This window comes from Halolamina rubra (genome assembly GCF_000739555.1).
Lineage (GTDB): Archaea > Halobacteriota > Halobacteria > Halobacteriales > Haloferacaceae > Halolamina > Halolamina rubra.
Genome location: NZ_BBJN01000030.1, coordinates 14607 through 28368, shown reverse-complemented (window position 1 = coordinate 28368; position 13762 = coordinate 14607). Strand labels below are relative to the sequence as shown.

The following is a 13762-nucleotide window of genomic DNA, read 5'->3' as shown; positions in this document are numbered from 1 at the left end:
CGAGGGTGACCCTCGCGGGTTACGACCAGTACGCAGTGTCTTTCGGCCCAGTACCGGTGCCGACGACGACGCCCGCGGCGACGGCGACGACGACGAGCGCGAACGTCGCCGCGCTCGCGACCGTCGTCGACGAGCCGGGGAGCAGTCGGAGGAACGTCGCGATCCCGCCGAGCGCCAGCGCCGAGGTGACGCCGGTCGCGAGCAGGCCCAGCGCGCGTGAGTCGAGCATACCGGCCGCTCGGCCGGCAGTCGCTTAAGCGCGACGCTCCCCCGGTGACGCCCGTCGGCCGCGACCCGCCGGATTCAAGCGCGCCGCGAGCCGAGAGTCGACGATGACAGTCGTCGTGCTGCTCGCCGACCCGCCACGTCCCGGCCTCCGGTTTCCCGACCTCGCAGCGACGAGCCCGCTGGAGGAGGCGGAGGTCGCCGAGCTCGCCGCCGCGATGGATCGCGACGCCATGCGGGCCGTCGAGCGCTCCGGCGCCGACCTGCTCGTGAACTACCGCCCCGACGACCTGCTCGACGAGGCCCACCGCACCGAGGTGTCGCCCGAGGCGGAGCTCCGCGCGCTGGCCGCCGACGCCGTCGACGACGTGGGCGAGGTCCGCTTCGAGCCACAGGTCGGCTCGACGCCGAGCGCCCGCGTGGGAAACACCGTCACCCACCTGCTCCGCGAGGAGGAGGCCCGGTCGGTCGCGGTGCTCCCCGGGACGACCCCGTTCGTCACCCGGGCGGGGATCGACTCGGCGGCGATGAAACACCGGAGCAACGACGTGGTGCTCGGCCCCGGCCCCGGCGGGTCGGTGTACTACGCCGGCTTCAGCGACACCGTCGACTTCACCGACGCGATGACGCCGCCGGCGCTGAACACGATCGCGGAACTGGCCCGCGGCGAGGACCACGACACCGAGTTCCTGCCGACCCAGCCGACGACCCGCACCGGCGACGAGCTCGCGAGCGTCGTCGCGGAGATCCGCGCCCGCGTCGCCGCCGGCCGCGCCGTCCCGGAGTTCACCGCGGCGCTGATCGAGGAGTACGGGCTGGTCGTCGACGCGGACGGGCTCGCCCGGCAGTAGCCCGCGCCGTCGACGCCCGACGGCGGTCCGATAGCTTCAACCTCCCGGGTTGAAACGTGGAGTTGTCTGGTGGGATGGCAGAGTGGCCCATTGCGCCGGTCTTGAAAACCGGTGGCGTCATGCCTCCTGGGTTCGAATCCCAGTCCCACCGTCGTCTCCGAACGATAGTGAGGAGCGACGCGTGTCGGGCTCGAACCCTGCGAGACGCGCACAGCGAGCGAGCACGTCTCGGTCCGGTTCGAATCCCAGTCCCACCGCATCTCGATTACCTAACGGTTCGTTTCCCGATCGACGGCGCCGAACACGTCGAACGCAAAGGCTTTGGGCCGGTCGGGCGAACGCCCGAGTAATGAGCGACGCCGACGACTGGCCCCACGACCCGGACGGCGAGGAAGGGAGCGAAGGCCGGCGCAAGTACGGCCACGCAGTTCTGGCCAAGAAGATCGACGAGGACGAGGACTTCCCGCTGACCGCCGAGGAGTACGTCGCCGACTACGGCGACCACCCGGTGCGGATCAGCTACGAACAGGTCGCCTCCGTCGAGGAGATCTTCGAACACGTCGAGAAGGAGGAGTTCGCTGACTTCGTCGAGTTCCACGAGACCCTCGGCGAAGTGATGCGGGAGCACGGCTACTGGTTCTACGAGGGCGCCGAGCAGTTCGTCGACGCCTGAACGCCCCCCTTCTCGATACTCCCCGCCTCCGTGGGGGGTGGCTCGCACCTCCGAGCTTTTCGGCCGACCTAAAAGCCGAAACGACTATGTGTCTTTAGGCAGGCCTAAACAGCATGCGCGCCGCGGACACCCTGGCCGAACCCCCGTCGGCGGGAGCCTCGAGCGGTGAGCGCGAGTCGATCGCGGGACCGTCTCGGCGTCGACGCGGGGGCGACCCATGACCGAGCTGTACCGGCTCCGGCAGCGGATCGAGTCGCTCGCCAGCGAGCGCGGGGAGTACTACCTCGTCTGCAGTCGCTACGGCGACCGGCCGGTGCCGGCGGACGGCTGTCGGTTCGAGAGCCGCGGTGAGGCCGAGCGGGCCGCCCGGCTCACGGCGGAGTACCGGACGGTGCTCCGGGGGTACGACCCCGAGCTCCCCCGGTACGACATCGTCGTCCGCCGGCCGCGCGAGACGGGCGGCGTGAGCCCGTCGTCGACGCCCGACGAGTCCGCCTCGGGGGTGCAGCGGTGATCGAGACCCACGTCGACCGCGCTCGCGAGGCGGTCGACCGCGAGCGGGAGCTGCTCGCCGACGAGGCGGCGGCGTACGAGGAGTTCCGGAGTCGCGTGGCGTCGCTGTCGGCGACCGAGATGGGCCAGGGGGCCCGCGCCGCCGCCAGTGCCCCCGGCGGCGTCGCGGTGCGGAGCGCTCGCACCGACGCCGGCGGTGGGGCGCTAAAGCGGGTCCGGGCGGCGTTCGCCGAGACGGTCCGGCCGTACAGCGTCGACGACGTGGGCGAGGAGCCGCTGCTGGAGACGATCCGGGCGGAGCTCGGCGACGGGATCGCGCTCGCGCTGGCGCCGACGACCGAGACGGGGTTCACCGCCGGGACGAAGCGGGCCGTGCTCACGGCGGCCCGCGAGCGCGGCCGGGGGATCGAGGCGACGCTCGACGCGCTCGAACGGGAGGCCGCGTCGCTTCGCTCGGTCGGCGACACCGTCGACGAGGTGACCGAGTGGCTCGCGGCCGCCGACGAGACGCCGCTGTCGTCGCTGGGGTTCGACGCGCTCCGCGACCGGCACGAGCACCTCGCCGACCACCGCGAGCGGTGTGAGCGACTCCTCGCCGAGCGGCAGGAACTACTGCTGTCGACGACGGGTCGGAACGAGTCGGCCGACGTGAGCCACCGCTCGCTCGTCCGGTATCTCTACAGCCCGTTCCCGGTCGTCTACCCGGTGCTGTCGACGGTGACGCGGCTGTACGACCTGCTGGCGGACTGTCAGCGCGCGGTTCGCGATCACCTCACTCGACGGGGGTAGGCGTCGAGAACCGGGTTGGCCGACGGACGAGGCTACTGGTCGTCCAGCGACATCCGCTCGCCCAGCTGCTGCTCGATCGAGCCGCGCTCCCACGTGCGGGTCCCCTCGCCCTCGATCTCTGCCTCGATCTTCTCCTCCAGCAGGTTGACCGCCACCGAGTTCGCGCCCTCGGGAATGATCAGGTCGGCGTGTTTCTTCGTCGGCTCGATGAACTGCTCGTGCATCGGTTTCACCGTCGAGAGGTACTGGTCGATCACGTGCTCCAGCTCCCGGCCGCGCTGGACCACGTCGCGCTTGATCCGCCGGAGGATCCGCACGTCTGCGTCGGTCTCGACGTACAGCCGGAGATCCATCATGTCGTTGATCGTCTCGTCGTACAGCGCGAGGATCCCCTCGACGATGATCACGTCGGTCGGGAGCACCGTGACGCGCTCGTCCTTGCGGTTGTGGATCTCGAAGTCGTACTGGGGCATCTCCACGGACTGGCCCTCCGAGAGCTGCCGGAGGTGCTCACGGAGGAGCTCCCACTCGAACGCCTCGGGGTGGTCGTAGTTGATCTCCTCCCGCTCATCGCGGTCGAGGTGGCTCAGATCCTCGTAGTAGTTGTCCAGCGGGATGCGGGTCACCGACTCCCCGACGCTCTCGGTGATCAGGCGGGCGACCGTGGTCTTGCCGGCGCCGGTGCCGCCGGCGATGCCGACCACGAACGAGGGGATACTCATCGGACGGTGCGAGGAGAGCGCGGCGTTTCAAACTGCTGTTTCGGCGTCAGCTCGGCAGTTCCACCGCCTCGGCCGCCAGGAATGCGCCGGCGACGCCGAGGGTCAGCACCGCCCCCCAGAACGCGATCGCCGGCTCGCCCCAGCCGTCGACGGCGGTGACGGCGGCGACCCACACGAGCAGTCCGGTTCCGAGAACGAATCCGGTGTCGGCTGTCTCGACCATACGCTCGCTCGCGGCCGGCGGCTACGTTAGTGTGACGCTCCGGCGTCGACCAGCGAGGCGCTGAGCTGTTCGGACTGGCGGGAGCCGTCGCCCGCCCGCTCGTTCTGCCCGTCCAGCGCCGCCCGGCCGATCGTCGCCGCCAGCGCGTCGGGGTCGTCGACGACCGGCGCCAGCGCCGCCCGGAGCGCGGTGTCGTCGACCTCGACGCTCGGGTTCTCGCTGCCCTCGCGGGCGCGCTCGGACCGCGCTCGCAGCTCCAGCCACGCGCGCACGGTCGTGCCGGTGTACTCCCGCGCCAGCGCGACCGGGTCGTCGACGCCCGGCACGGTCGAGAGGAAGCGCGCGCCCGGGCCGTCGGCGTCGACGCGCTCGCCGACCCACTCCCGGATCGTCTCGGGGGCCGCGTCGGCGTCGAGTTCCGCGGTCGCTGCCGAGAGCAGCTCGGCCTCCCGCTCGGCCACGCGGTGGAACGCGTCGCCGACGACGACGGTGTCGGCGCCGGCCTCCCGCACCGCCCGCACGTCCTCGGCGTTCGCGAGCCCGCCGCCGTACCAGACCCGCGAGCGAACCAGCGCGCCGTCCATCCGTTCCAGGATCTCGACGGCCTCGTCGCCGCCGAACGTGCCCGAGTACTCGAGGTAGACGATCTCCGAGTCCAGGTGGCGGTCGGCGGCCATCGCCCGGCGCTTGGCGTCGGTCGGGTCGAGCAGGTCGTCGGGGCCGACGCCGGATTCGCGGGCCGCCGCGCTGTCGGGGTTCTGGACGATGTACGCCTCGAAGGCGGCCTCCGAGAGCAAAAGCGAGGTGGCCACGCCCGCGAGCCAGTCGGCGACGCGGTTCGGGAGCCACGACGCCTTCCGGCGGATCAGCCCGGGCGCCAGCTCCTCGCGGACGCTCTCGATCGCCGTGCCCAGCGTGCCGACGAGCGCCTCGCTGTCGCCGTTGAGCACCTCCGGCACGAGCAGCAGGTCGGCGGCGTCGTGGCTCCCCTCGGTGACGTGGTCGGCGCCGCTGGGCTCGTGACAGACCGGCGTCGACAGCGGCGCCAGCAGGTCGAACGCGGCCGCGGTGTTCGCCGGCGTCACGTCAGAGGAGCCGCCGACGGAGACGGCGTCGGTCTCGGCGAGCCAGAGCGGGTACAGCAGCGGGAGCTTCTTCGCGCCCTCGGGGTCGACTTTCGTCACGTGGTCCCAGTCGGGCACCGGATTCGTGTCGAGCGCGCTCCGGGCGAGCAGCCGCGCGGCGTCGACCGCGCGCTCCCCCCACGCGGCGAGATCCCGTCGCATACCGACACCTCGCTGCCGGGAGGCAAAAACCCGGTCGGTTCGGGGATGGACAGCTTCAAACCGCTGGTCGGCTCACTCCGTCCCATGTCCGGACCGCTCCGCGGGATCGCCGACCGGCTCGCGGGCGTCGACGCGCTCCCCACGCCCGCCCGCGCGGTGTTCAGCCACTACGCGGCCGGCGGCTCGCTCGAGCTCAGGGCGATCCGCCTCCAGCGGCGCGTCGAGGCCGAGGTGGAAGCGATAATCGAGGACGCTTACGCCGACGTGGAGGCCGCCCTCGCCGACGAGTTCGGCCGCGAGTCGGTCGAGTTCGACTACGACACGAAGCTCACGCTCCCCGTCGAGCTCACGCTCGCCCACGTCTACCGGCGGGCCAGCGCCGCGACGCCGCCCGGCGTCGATCCGATCTCGGGCCGGCGCGCGACCGACCCGATCTCGCGGCTCCGCCGCCGCCGATCCGCGGCCGACGCCGACCCCGCCGATCTGGTCCGCGAGACCCGCCGCGCCCGCGAGGTGGCCGAACTCGTCGTCGTCGCCCTGCTCGACGGCGACATGCGCGACGCGATCAACGACGAGGAGTACGGGGATTTCGCGGTCGACTTCGCGGTCGAGGACCGCGCCCGGGTCGCCGAGATCGCCCAGGAGGTGCTGCAGGCCGCGGTGCAGGAGCAGTTCGCCGCGTTCGACGACGCGGTGCGGGCGTCGTACGACGACGCCGTCGAGCGCTCGGAGGCCCACCAGGACCGCGACCCCCACTTCCGGGAGCTGATGGCCGACGCCGTCGCCGCCGCCGAAGCCGACGCCGTCGCCGACGTGACCGCCGCGGACGTGGACGGCGAGAACGGGAACCGCGACCCCGAGACCGCCCGCGAGGCGCTGCGGGCGGAGTACAAGCACGCCGCGTTCGACGAGCCGCCGGCGCTGTTCGAGACCGCCGAGCTCGACCTCCCCTACCTCCGCACCCAGTACGGCCGCGTCGGCGTCATCTACCACGGGATGGTGGAGATGTTCCGCGAGGCCGGCATCGAGCTCTCCCCGGAGTTCGAGCGCGCGGTGGTGCTGTCGATCGTCGGCGCCCAGATCTGGCTCGACGACGTGGACGACTTCGCGGCGGACGTGCGGGAGGGCCAGCTCACCCCCGTCACCGCGGAGTACCTGCTGGCCGAGAGCGACGCCGCGGCCGCCGACGCCGTGGTGTCGATCACCGAGTCCTACCTCGACGCCGCCCGCGACGCCGCCGACGCCTCGGACGCGCCGATCACGGGGATCGCCGTCGAGTACATCCGTCACGACGGCGATCCCGAGAAGCTGCCGCGCTGAGCCGCGACCGGGGGCGTTATTAACTTCGGTCCCGTAGTTCATAACAGATGGATACAGAGGGAACGCCGCAGTCCCGTCGCGGCGAGCGGATCGTCGGCGCGATCGGGGTGCTGTCGCTGCTGGGAGCAACGGCGATCGCGGCCGCCACGGGCGCGTGGAAGCCGATCCAGATCGGCTGGGTCGCGTTCGCGGCGATGGTCGGCGGCGTCGCGCTGGCGCTGCGAACCGACGAGAAGCAGCCGGGCGCGCTGGTCTGGGGCTCCGGACTGGCCAGCGGCGCGATGATCGTCAGCGTCGGCCTGTTCCTGCTGCCGGACGCGCTGAACCACCACCTCCGGTTCGGCGGACTCGGTGTGGCGAGCGGCGTGATCGTCGGCTTCGCGGGCCACGCGATCGGCCACCGGCTCTCCCACGTCGAGCTGCCGATGGACGCGACGGTGGCGCAGTTGACCGCCCACGCGGCCGCCGCGGGGGCGATCATCGGAATCGTCTACGGCAACATGCCCGAACTGGGGCCGCTGCTGGGCGTCGCGATCGTCTCCCACAAGGGGCCGGCGGGCTACGCGGTCGCGGACCGACTCACCCGGAACGACCGCTCGTGGCTCCCGATCCTGCTGCCGGCGGCCGGCGTCGGCGTCGTCGCGGTGCTCGCGAGCGCGGTCACGCTGCCCGCCTCGCCGGCGATCAACGGGCTCGTGTTCGGCTTCGCGACGGGCGTGTTCCTCCACGTCGCGATGGACTTCCTCCCGCGGTGTGAGCTGGGGAGCGAGGTCCACGACGCGCTGAGCGTCGACGCCGACGCCCACGCGGTGCTGGACCGCCTGCGCCTGCACGCGGTGGCGTCGACGCTCCTCGGCGGGCTGGTCGTCGTCGCGCTCTGGTGGACGGTGTCGCCGTAGTCAGTCCCGCAGCCGCCGCACCTGCCACACCATTCCCGTCCCCACCAGCAGCAGCACGACCAGGTTGAACGCCGCCTGGAACAGCGACCGGTACTCGTGGCTGATCCACTGGTTGATCGCCGAGGAGACGTTCAGGTACAGCTGCAGCGTCGCGATCAGCGCCAGCAGCGAGAGCCCCGCGAGCAGCACGTAGTTCAGCGTGCGCCGCAGGTCCCGGCCTTCGTCACCCTCGGGTTCGTCTCCTGCGATCGTGCCGGGTTTGGCGCCCCCGTTCTCACCGGTTCGCTCCTCGCTCGCTCGGTTCGCGGCACCGTCGTCGGCGGCTGTGTCGGTCATGGTGTCCTCCGTGGTGGATCGGTCGTCGGTCGGTTCGTCGGCGCCGTCGGCCGGCCGTTCGTCTTCACTCATCGTCGCCCCCGGGCCAGCAGGCCCGCAGTCAGGAGCGCGAGGACGGCGACGACCGGGCCGAAGCCGGGCGTCTGTGCGGCCGTCTGTTCGGTTCCCGTCGGGCGGTCCGGTGCCCCGTCGTCGCGGTCGAAGTCGCTGGCGTTGAACTCGACCTCCCGTCGAGTCTCGTCGCGGTCGATCGTCTCCGTGGGGTCGAGGTTCACCACGCCGGCGGCGGTGTCGACGATCACGCCGTCGCGGGTGAGGATCGCGTCGACGTAGTAGTTGTACTCGCTGGGCACCGACACCTCCGCCGTCACCGTCTCGCTGCGGCCCTCGGCCAGCCCGCCGGCGTCGACGCTGCGCCGGGCGGCGACGACGTTCGACTCTGCCTGCCGGACGACGAAGGTGACCGACAGCGAGTCCGACTCGCTGGGGCCGGCCGCGGTGAGCCAGCCGCCGAGCTCCAGCGTCGTGCGCTCCTCGCCGGCGTCGACGATCGACACCGTCACCGGTTCGAGCACGGGATCGTCGACGAAGCTCACGTTCGACTCGGCGTAGGGGGGCGTCAGCGCCTCGACGCCGCTGACCCGCCGGCTGAACTCGTCGACGCGCGTCCCGTTGCGGTAGACGACGCCCTCGAGCTCGTAGCCGCCCTCGCGGGGGACCGTGAGCGTGGTCGAGACGCGGCGCTCGCCCTCGGCAGTCAGGTCGCCGACGGTGACCACGTCCTCGGCGACGAGCAGGCCGGACTCCGTGTCGGTCGCCTCGAAGCGCACCGTCACGTTCTCCGCGGGGTTGCCGCGGTGGTCGAGCGTCGCGAACAGGTCGAGTTCCGCGGTCTGCCCCGTGATCTCCCCCGTCGCGATGTCGGCGTCGACGACGCGCACCGGCCCGGGACGGACGGGGTCGTCGTCGGGCGGCGCGACCGCGCCGGGGACCACCGCTGCCGCGAGGAGGGCGACGACGACGACGGCGACGGCGCCGCCGAGGAGGGCTCGTTCGTTGTCCATGGGTTACAGGTCTCCGGACGGGAACAAGTGTTTTGTGCCGTTCGGGTCCCGGAACCGCTACAGTTCGGCGTCGAGGAAGGCGAGTTCGTGGTTCAGCGTCCGCTCGAGCGCCTCGCCGGCGAGCGCGCCGTAGTGGGTGGTCGGCACCCGGACCAGCGAGGCATTCCGGACGTCCTCGCTCGCGGCGACGACCGACTCGGGCGGCGCCACCGCGTCGTCCTCGCCGGCGACGAACAGCGCTGGGCAGGAGCGATTCTCGACGGCCTCGCCCACGTCGTGGCGCTGGAGCTTTACGAGCGAGCGCGCGGGGGTGGTCCCGGGCTCGCGCCCGAGCAGCTCCCGGACCTCGCGGGCGGCGCCGTCGGCGGCGATCGCCGCCAGCTCGTCGGGGGCGCCGAACAGCGGGACGCGCACTCCACGCTCGTCGGCGTCGACGCCGCGGAGCCGGCCCAGCGCCGAGACGGGGTAGTCAGCCACGCCACGGGCCAGCCCGCCGAGGCGGGGTCGGAGCCACGAGGGGAGCAGCGTCGACCCGTCGAGCACGGGGAAGCGAGCGATCACGGCGTCGACGGCGACGGCGTCGGCGGCGGCCGCGAGCGCCGTCCCCGCGGAGAGATCCATCCCCCAGAGCGCGAGGCGGTCGCCGTCGACCTCCGGGGCGTCGCGGGCCGCCTCGACGGCGGCGTCGAGATCGGCGCGCTGGCGGCCCGGCGAGAGCAGGCGGTCGCCGCCGACGTGGCCGAAGCCGCGGTGGTCGAACGCGAGGGCGGCGTAGCCGCGGGCGGCGAGGCGCTCGGCCGTCGGCTCGAGCGCTTCCCGCCACGGGAGCCCGGCGCCGGGGGCGAGCACCACGACTGGCGCGTCCGCGGGCCGGTCGGGGGTGAACAGGTGGCCGTGCCGGCCGTCGAACGCGACGCGGCGGGTCGAGAACGCGTAGCGGCTCGGCTTCCCGCGGGCGGCGTGGCTCACGGTCGCCCCGCGTGTCGCCGGCGGTCGGGACGCTGTCGGTTCATGGTCGTCGTTGCACTGGCGGGCGGTAAAACGTTCCGTGGCTGTCGGCCCCTCACCGGAAGGGGGCGAGGGGCCCACGTCGTGCGGAGGGTGAGTTATGTCAGAGGCAGTCGATCGCCCTCTCGCACGTAGATCGTCATACACACGCAACTACCAAAAGCGCTCGGTGAACTGCGTTTCACTATCTCGACCGAGATAACCGCCACCGTGGAGCGGGGTCGTCGCGTATTCGTGCTAACAGTTCACCCGCGGAAACTCCACCGTCGACAGAAGCTATAAACCGTTGCGGCGTGGTGTTCCGGGGACATGAGCGGCGATGGGTCGATCGAGGCGTTCGACCTGCTGTCCAACGAGGTTCGGCTCGACGTGCTCCGGACGCTCGGCGAGGCGGCGGCGGCCGGCGAGAGCCCGCTCGCGTTCACGGAGCTGCAGCGCCGCGTCGGCGTCGAGGACAACGGTCGGTTCAACTACCACCTCACGCGGCTCGTCGGTCGGCTCGTCGACAAGGACGAGGACGGGTACGAGCTAAAGCCGCCGGGGAACAACATCTACCGGGCGATCGTCTCCGGCGCCTACACCGACGACGGCGGCGTCGACCCCGTCCACGTCGAGGGGGAGACGTGTCCGTACTGCGGCGCCGACGCGGCGGCGTGGTACGAGGACAGCCACTTCCACCTGGGCTGTAGCGACTGTGACAACCTCGTCATCAGGTACCCCATCCCGCCCGCGAGCTTCGACCGCGACCGCCCCGAGTCGCTGCTGGCCGCCGGCGGCGCGTTCATCCTGCGCGACCAGACGGCGATGCGGCAGGGGGTCTGCCCGTACTGTGCGGGCGAGGTGTCGGGCCGGCTCACCGAGCAGGGCGGGGAGCTCGAGGAGTTCAACGAGCGCATCTACTCCTCGGTCGCCCAGTTCGTCTGTGACCGGTGTAGCTGGTCGATGCACTGCGGCGTCCCGTTCGCGATGAACATCGAACCGGCGGTGGTCAGCTTCTTCCACGACCACGACATCGCGATCTTCGATCGCCACCCGTGGTCGATCTACCAGTACGCCGACGACAGCGTGCGCTCGCGTGACCCCTGGCGCGTCGAGGTGACCTGCCGGATCGACGACGACCTGCTCCGGGTCGTGATCGACGAGAACGTCGACGTGGTCGAGACGGCGGTCGAGCCCGCGGACTGACTACCGTTTCAGCAGCCCGCGGAGCCGTTCGAGCACCCCGCGGTCGCGCTTGCGCTCGGCCAGCATCACCGAGCAGTCCACGTCGGCCACCACGTCTGGGACCAGCGAGCCGGTGAGCACCCGCGAGAGCACGCCCCGCTGGCTGGCGCCCATGATCACCAGCGTGGCGTCCTCGGCCGCGGCCTCGATCGCGGTCTCGGCGTCGCCGGTCTCGACGCGCAGTTCGGCGTCGACGCCCTGAGCGTCGGCCCAGCCCTCCAGGAACTCCCGACCGTCCTGCTCGTCGTCGGCGACGTGCAGCAGGGTGAGCTCGGAGCCGAACTCCCGCTGGAGCAGCTCCCCGATCTCGACGGAGAGCGCGGAGTCCGGGCCGCCCGCGGTCGGGATCAGCACGCGCTCGGGGTCGAACCCGCGGTCCTTCAGCATCAGGAAGTCACAGGGCAGGTCGCTCGTGAGCTCGTCGACCGCGCCCTCGACGCGGCTCCCGCTGTCGGGCCCCCAGCCCATGACGACGAGGTCGGCCTCGTGGTCGGCGGCGGCGTCGAACACCTCCTCGATCCCGCGGTGGGAGATGATGGTGTGGGTCTCCACGTCGACGCCGAACGTCTCCGCGTCGGCCTCCGCGTCGTCGAGCACGGAGCGGTGGTCCTCCTCGATCCGGCTCACGTGGTCGGCCGCGTAGCTCAGCGAGGTCTGGTCGGGGACGGTGATGACGTGGACCGCGTCGACGACGCCGTCGCGCTGCTTGGCGATGGCGCTGGCGAGCGTGATGAGCTCGGTCTCGTGGGCCGGGTTGGCCAGCGGCACCATCACGCGGAACTGGTTGTCGCCCGTGGGCTGGACGCTCTCGGCGGCGTCGACGGCGGCGTCGGGCATCTCCTCCTGTCGGGAGAGGATGTACTCGCTCAACAATCCTTGCTTCTCGGTCCTGCTGCGGGCGTAGCCGAGATACCACACCGCGGCGAAGATCACGATCGTCGCGCCGACGAGGCTCGGCGTCGACTCGATGTAGTAGATCAGCGCGAAGGAGAGCACGCCGCCGACGATGGGGGTGATCGGGTACAGCGGCACCTCGAAGGAGGGCTCGTACTCGCTGGGCTCGGCCTCGCGCATGACGACCAGCGCGATGTTGAGCAGCCCGTAGATCACCAGGTGGAGGAAGCTCCCGATCGACGCCAGCGTGTTGATCGGCGCGGCGACGATGAACAGCAGGATGAACGCCCCCGTCAGCGCGATCGAGCGGTACGGCGTCCCGAAGCGCTGATGGATCTCGTTGAGCTGGGGCGTGACGATCCGGTCCCGGCCCATCGCGAAGTTGATCCGGGAGGACGCGAGGATCGACGCGTTCGCGCTCGACGCCGTCGCGAGCAGCCCGCCGACCAGCATCGCGCCCGCGCCGAGCGGCCCCATCAGCAGGCGGGCCACCTCGACGACCGCGATGTCGCCGGCCGCCGACACCTCGGCGACGTACCCCGCTCGACCGCCGCGCTCATCACGACCAGCACGAGCGCGTAGATCGCCGTCACGATCACCACGGAGCCGATCACCGCGCGGGGGAGGTTCTTCCCGGGCTCCTTGATCTCCTCGGCGACGCTCGTGATCTGGACGAAGCCGAGGTAGGAGACGAAGATCAGCCCGGTCGTCTCGAGCATCGGCGTCAGCCCCTGCGCGCCGGGGATGTTCGCCGGCTGGGCGCGGGTGGCGCCGTACACCGTGAACACGCTGAGGATCAGCACCAGCACGATCACGATGACGTTCTGGAGCCGCCCGGTCTCCTTGGCGCCGATGTAGTTGACGAGGACGAACAGCGCCGCCGCGAGGAAGCCGATGAACTTGATCCAGGGCACGGTGACGCTGGCGACGACGAACGCGTCGGGGAGGCCGGCGATGTCGACGACGTACTCGCCGAAGCCGACCATGTAGAACGCGCTGGCGAACGCGAGCCCGAGCCAGTTGGCCCAGCCCGCGATCGAGCCGAACAGCGGCCCCAGCGCCTCGTTGACGTAGAAGTACGCGCCGCCGGAGCGGGGCATCGCCGTCCCGAGCTCGCTGGCCGACAGCGCCGTCAGGAGCGCGATCCCGCCGCCGAGGACGAACGAGAGGATGGCGAACGAGCCCGCACGCGTGATCGCCTCGCCCGGGAGGACGAAGATGCCGGCGCCGATCATCGTGCCGACGCCGATCGTCAGCGCGGCCAGCGGCCCGAGGTCCTTGGCGAGCTCCTCGTCGCCGCTCATTCGGTTCGGCCCGGCAGGGTGATCACCGGCCGGTCGGCGTCGGTCACCAGCCGGAGCGTTCGATCGCCCGCGATGAACTGCTCGAGGCGGCCGCCTTGCGGGGCTGGAACGCGATCGCGCTCGCGCCGATCTCGGCGGCGACGTCGACGATCCCCTCGACGACGTTCCGGCGGTAGACGGTCTCGGTCTCGGCGTCGGGGAAGCGCTCCCGGAACGCCTCGAACGCCGCCGCGGCGATCGACTCGGACTGTTCGACCGGCGTCTTGTCCGGGACGCCGCCGCCCTTCTCGACGACGTGGACGACGGTAACGCGCTCGGGGTCGTACGGCGCCAGCGCGACGGCGGTCTCGCGGGCGTCCTTCTCGGTCGCGACTGGGACGAGCAGGTGTGACAGAAGCGAAGCTGACGAGTCGTCGGTCATGGGAGGTGGT

The 13762-nt window shown here is 71.6% G+C and carries 14 protein-coding genes, 1 tRNA gene and 2 pseudogenes; 8 read left to right on the top strand and 9 right to left on the bottom strand.

Going from position 1 to position 13762, the window contains the following annotated elements; translation table 11 throughout:
* Positions 1-19: 19 nt before the first annotated feature.
* Positions 20-229 carry a hypothetical protein gene (locus tag ACP95_RS08385; RefSeq protein ID WP_049980769.1) on the bottom strand — a complete coding sequence of 70 codons (210 nt, stop codon included), beginning with the start codon at positions 227-229 and terminating at the stop codon, positions 20-22.
* Positions 230-332: 103 nt separating this feature from the next.
* Here ACP95_RS08385 and ACP95_RS08380 point away from each other — a divergent pair, with 103 nt between their 5' ends.
* From ACP95_RS08380 to ACP95_RS08360, 5 genes are all read left to right on the top strand, one after another.
* On the top strand, positions 333-1076 hold the full coding sequence (locus ACP95_RS08380) for a hypothetical protein (protein ID WP_049980768.1): 744 nt from the start codon (positions 333-335) through the stop codon (positions 1074-1076).
* A 68-nt stretch (positions 1077-1144) separates the two neighbouring features.
* Positions 1145-1227, top strand: a tRNA-Ser gene (locus ACP95_RS08375).
* A gap of 198 nt (positions 1228-1425) precedes the next feature.
* Positions 1426-1749, top strand: a complete 324-nt coding sequence (locus ACP95_RS08370; protein WP_049980767.1) for a DUF5785 family protein — start codon at positions 1426-1428, stop codon at positions 1747-1749.
* Positions 1750-1966: 217 nt separating this feature from the next.
* Positions 1967-2263, top strand: coding sequence for a DUF7552 domain-containing protein (locus ACP95_RS08365; RefSeq protein ID WP_049980766.1), 297 nt, complete (start codon positions 1967-1969; stop codon positions 2261-2263).
* Positions 2260-3051, top strand: coding sequence for a DUF7260 family protein (locus tag ACP95_RS08360; protein ID WP_049980765.1), 792 nt, complete (start codon positions 2260-2262; stop codon positions 3049-3051). Before ACP95_RS08365 ends, ACP95_RS08360 begins: the two co-directional genes overlap by 4 nt.
* A gap of 32 nt (positions 3052-3083) precedes the next feature.
* Here ACP95_RS08360 and udk read toward each other — a convergent pair whose 3' ends face one another.
* From udk to ACP95_RS08350, 3 genes are read right to left on the bottom strand one after another with little or no spacing between them, the layout of a single operon-like run.
* Entirely contained in the window at positions 3084-3773 is a 690-nt protein-coding gene (udk, locus tag ACP95_RS08355; protein ID WP_049980764.1) for a uridine kinase, read from the bottom strand.
* A 46-nt stretch (positions 3774-3819) separates the two neighbouring features.
* Positions 3820-3996 carry a hypothetical protein gene (locus ACP95_RS15715; RefSeq protein ID WP_154018494.1) on the bottom strand — a complete coding sequence of 59 codons (177 nt, stop codon included), beginning with the start codon at positions 3994-3996 and terminating at the stop codon, positions 3820-3822.
* Between the two features lie 26 nt (positions 3997-4022).
* Positions 4023-5282: a geranylgeranylglyceryl/heptaprenylglyceryl phosphate synthase gene (locus tag ACP95_RS08350; protein ID WP_049980763.1), complete on the bottom strand. Its 1260-nt coding sequence runs from the start codon at positions 5280-5282 to the stop codon at positions 4023-4025.
* A gap of 84 nt (positions 5283-5366) precedes the next feature.
* Between ACP95_RS08350 and ACP95_RS08345 the strand changes: the two genes are divergently transcribed.
* Both ACP95_RS08345 and ACP95_RS08340 read left to right on the top strand, forming a co-directional pair.
* Positions 5367-6602, top strand: a complete 1236-nt coding sequence (locus ACP95_RS08345; RefSeq protein ID WP_049980762.1) for a hypothetical protein — start codon at positions 5367-5369, stop codon at positions 6600-6602.
* Between the two features lie 47 nt (positions 6603-6649).
* Positions 6650-7501: a zinc transporter gene (locus ACP95_RS08340; protein WP_049980761.1), complete on the top strand. Its 852-nt coding sequence runs from the start codon at positions 6650-6652 to the stop codon at positions 7499-7501.
* Here ACP95_RS08340 and ACP95_RS08335 read toward each other — a convergent pair whose 3' ends face one another.
* The 3 genes from ACP95_RS08335 to ACP95_RS08325 are packed head-to-tail and all read right to left on the bottom strand — an operon-like array spanning position 7502 to position 9870.
* Positions 7502-7909: a hypothetical protein gene (locus ACP95_RS08335; protein ID WP_049980760.1), complete on the bottom strand. Its 408-nt coding sequence runs from the start codon at positions 7907-7909 to the stop codon at positions 7502-7504.
* The gene (locus ACP95_RS08330; protein ID WP_049980759.1) at positions 7906-8901 is read right to left on the bottom strand and encodes a DUF7490 domain-containing protein; all 996 of its coding nucleotides are present in this window, start codon (positions 8899-8901) and stop codon (positions 7906-7908) included. The genes ACP95_RS08335 and ACP95_RS08330 overlap by 4 nt, the downstream gene beginning before the upstream one ends.
* A gap of 57 nt (positions 8902-8958) precedes the next feature.
* Complete coding sequence (locus tag ACP95_RS08325; protein WP_049980758.1) at positions 8959-9870, bottom strand: alpha/beta hydrolase family protein; 912 nt, start codon at positions 9868-9870, stop codon at positions 8959-8961.
* 348 nt (positions 9871-10218) lie between these two features.
* On the opposite strand from ACP95_RS08325, the gene ACP95_RS08320 reads away from it, so the two are divergent.
* Positions 10219-11094: a winged helix-turn-helix domain-containing protein gene (locus ACP95_RS08320; protein WP_049980757.1), complete on the top strand. Its 876-nt coding sequence runs from the start codon at positions 10219-10221 to the stop codon at positions 11092-11094.
* Here the strand turns inward: ACP95_RS08320 and ACP95_RS08315 are convergent.
* Both ACP95_RS08315 and ACP95_RS08310 read right to left on the bottom strand, forming a co-directional pair.
* A pseudogene (locus ACP95_RS08315) lies at positions 11095-13331 on the bottom strand (amino acid permease).
* Positions 13328-13752 (bottom strand): annotated as a pseudogene (locus ACP95_RS08310) (universal stress protein). Before ACP95_RS08310 ends, ACP95_RS08315 begins: the two co-directional pseudogenes overlap by 4 nt.
* Between the last annotated feature and the right edge of the window lie 10 nt (positions 13753-13762).

Coding starts and splice junctions, on each gene's coding strand:
- ACP95_RS08345 (WP_049980762.1), top strand. CDS start 5,367: ATGTCCGGACCGCTCCGCGGGATCGCCGACCGGCTCGCGGGCGTCGAC.
- ACP95_RS08350 (WP_049980763.1), bottom strand. CDS start 5,282: ATGCGACGGGATCTCGCCGCGTGGGGGGAGCGCGCGGTCGACGCCGCG.
- ACP95_RS15715 (WP_154018494.1), bottom strand. CDS start 3,996: ATGGTCGAGACAGCCGACACCGGATTCGTTCTCGGAACCGGACTGCTC.
- udk (WP_049980764.1), bottom strand. CDS start 3,773: ATGAGTATCCCCTCGTTCGTGGTCGGCATCGCCGGCGGCACCGGCGCC.
- ACP95_RS08340 (WP_049980761.1), top strand. CDS start 6,650: ATGGATACAGAGGGAACGCCGCAGTCCCGTCGCGGCGAGCGGATCGTC.
- ACP95_RS08335 (WP_049980760.1), bottom strand. CDS start 7,909: ATGAGTGAAGACGAACGGCCGGCCGACGGCGCCGACGAACCGACCGAC.
- ACP95_RS08365 (WP_049980766.1), top strand. CDS start 1,967: ATGACCGAGCTGTACCGGCTCCGGCAGCGGATCGAGTCGCTCGCCAGC.
- ACP95_RS08370 (WP_049980767.1), top strand. CDS start 1,426: ATGAGCGACGCCGACGACTGGCCCCACGACCCGGACGGCGAGGAAGGG.
- ACP95_RS08385 (WP_049980769.1), bottom strand. CDS start 229: ATGCTCGACTCACGCGCGCTGGGCCTGCTCGCGACCGGCGTCACCTCG.
- ACP95_RS08330 (WP_049980759.1), bottom strand. CDS start 8,901: ATGGACAACGAACGAGCCCTCCTCGGCGGCGCCGTCGCCGTCGTCGTC.
- ACP95_RS08380 (WP_049980768.1), top strand. CDS start 333: ATGACAGTCGTCGTGCTGCTCGCCGACCCGCCACGTCCCGGCCTCCGG.
- ACP95_RS08320 (WP_049980757.1), top strand. CDS start 10,219: ATGAGCGGCGATGGGTCGATCGAGGCGTTCGACCTGCTGTCCAACGAG.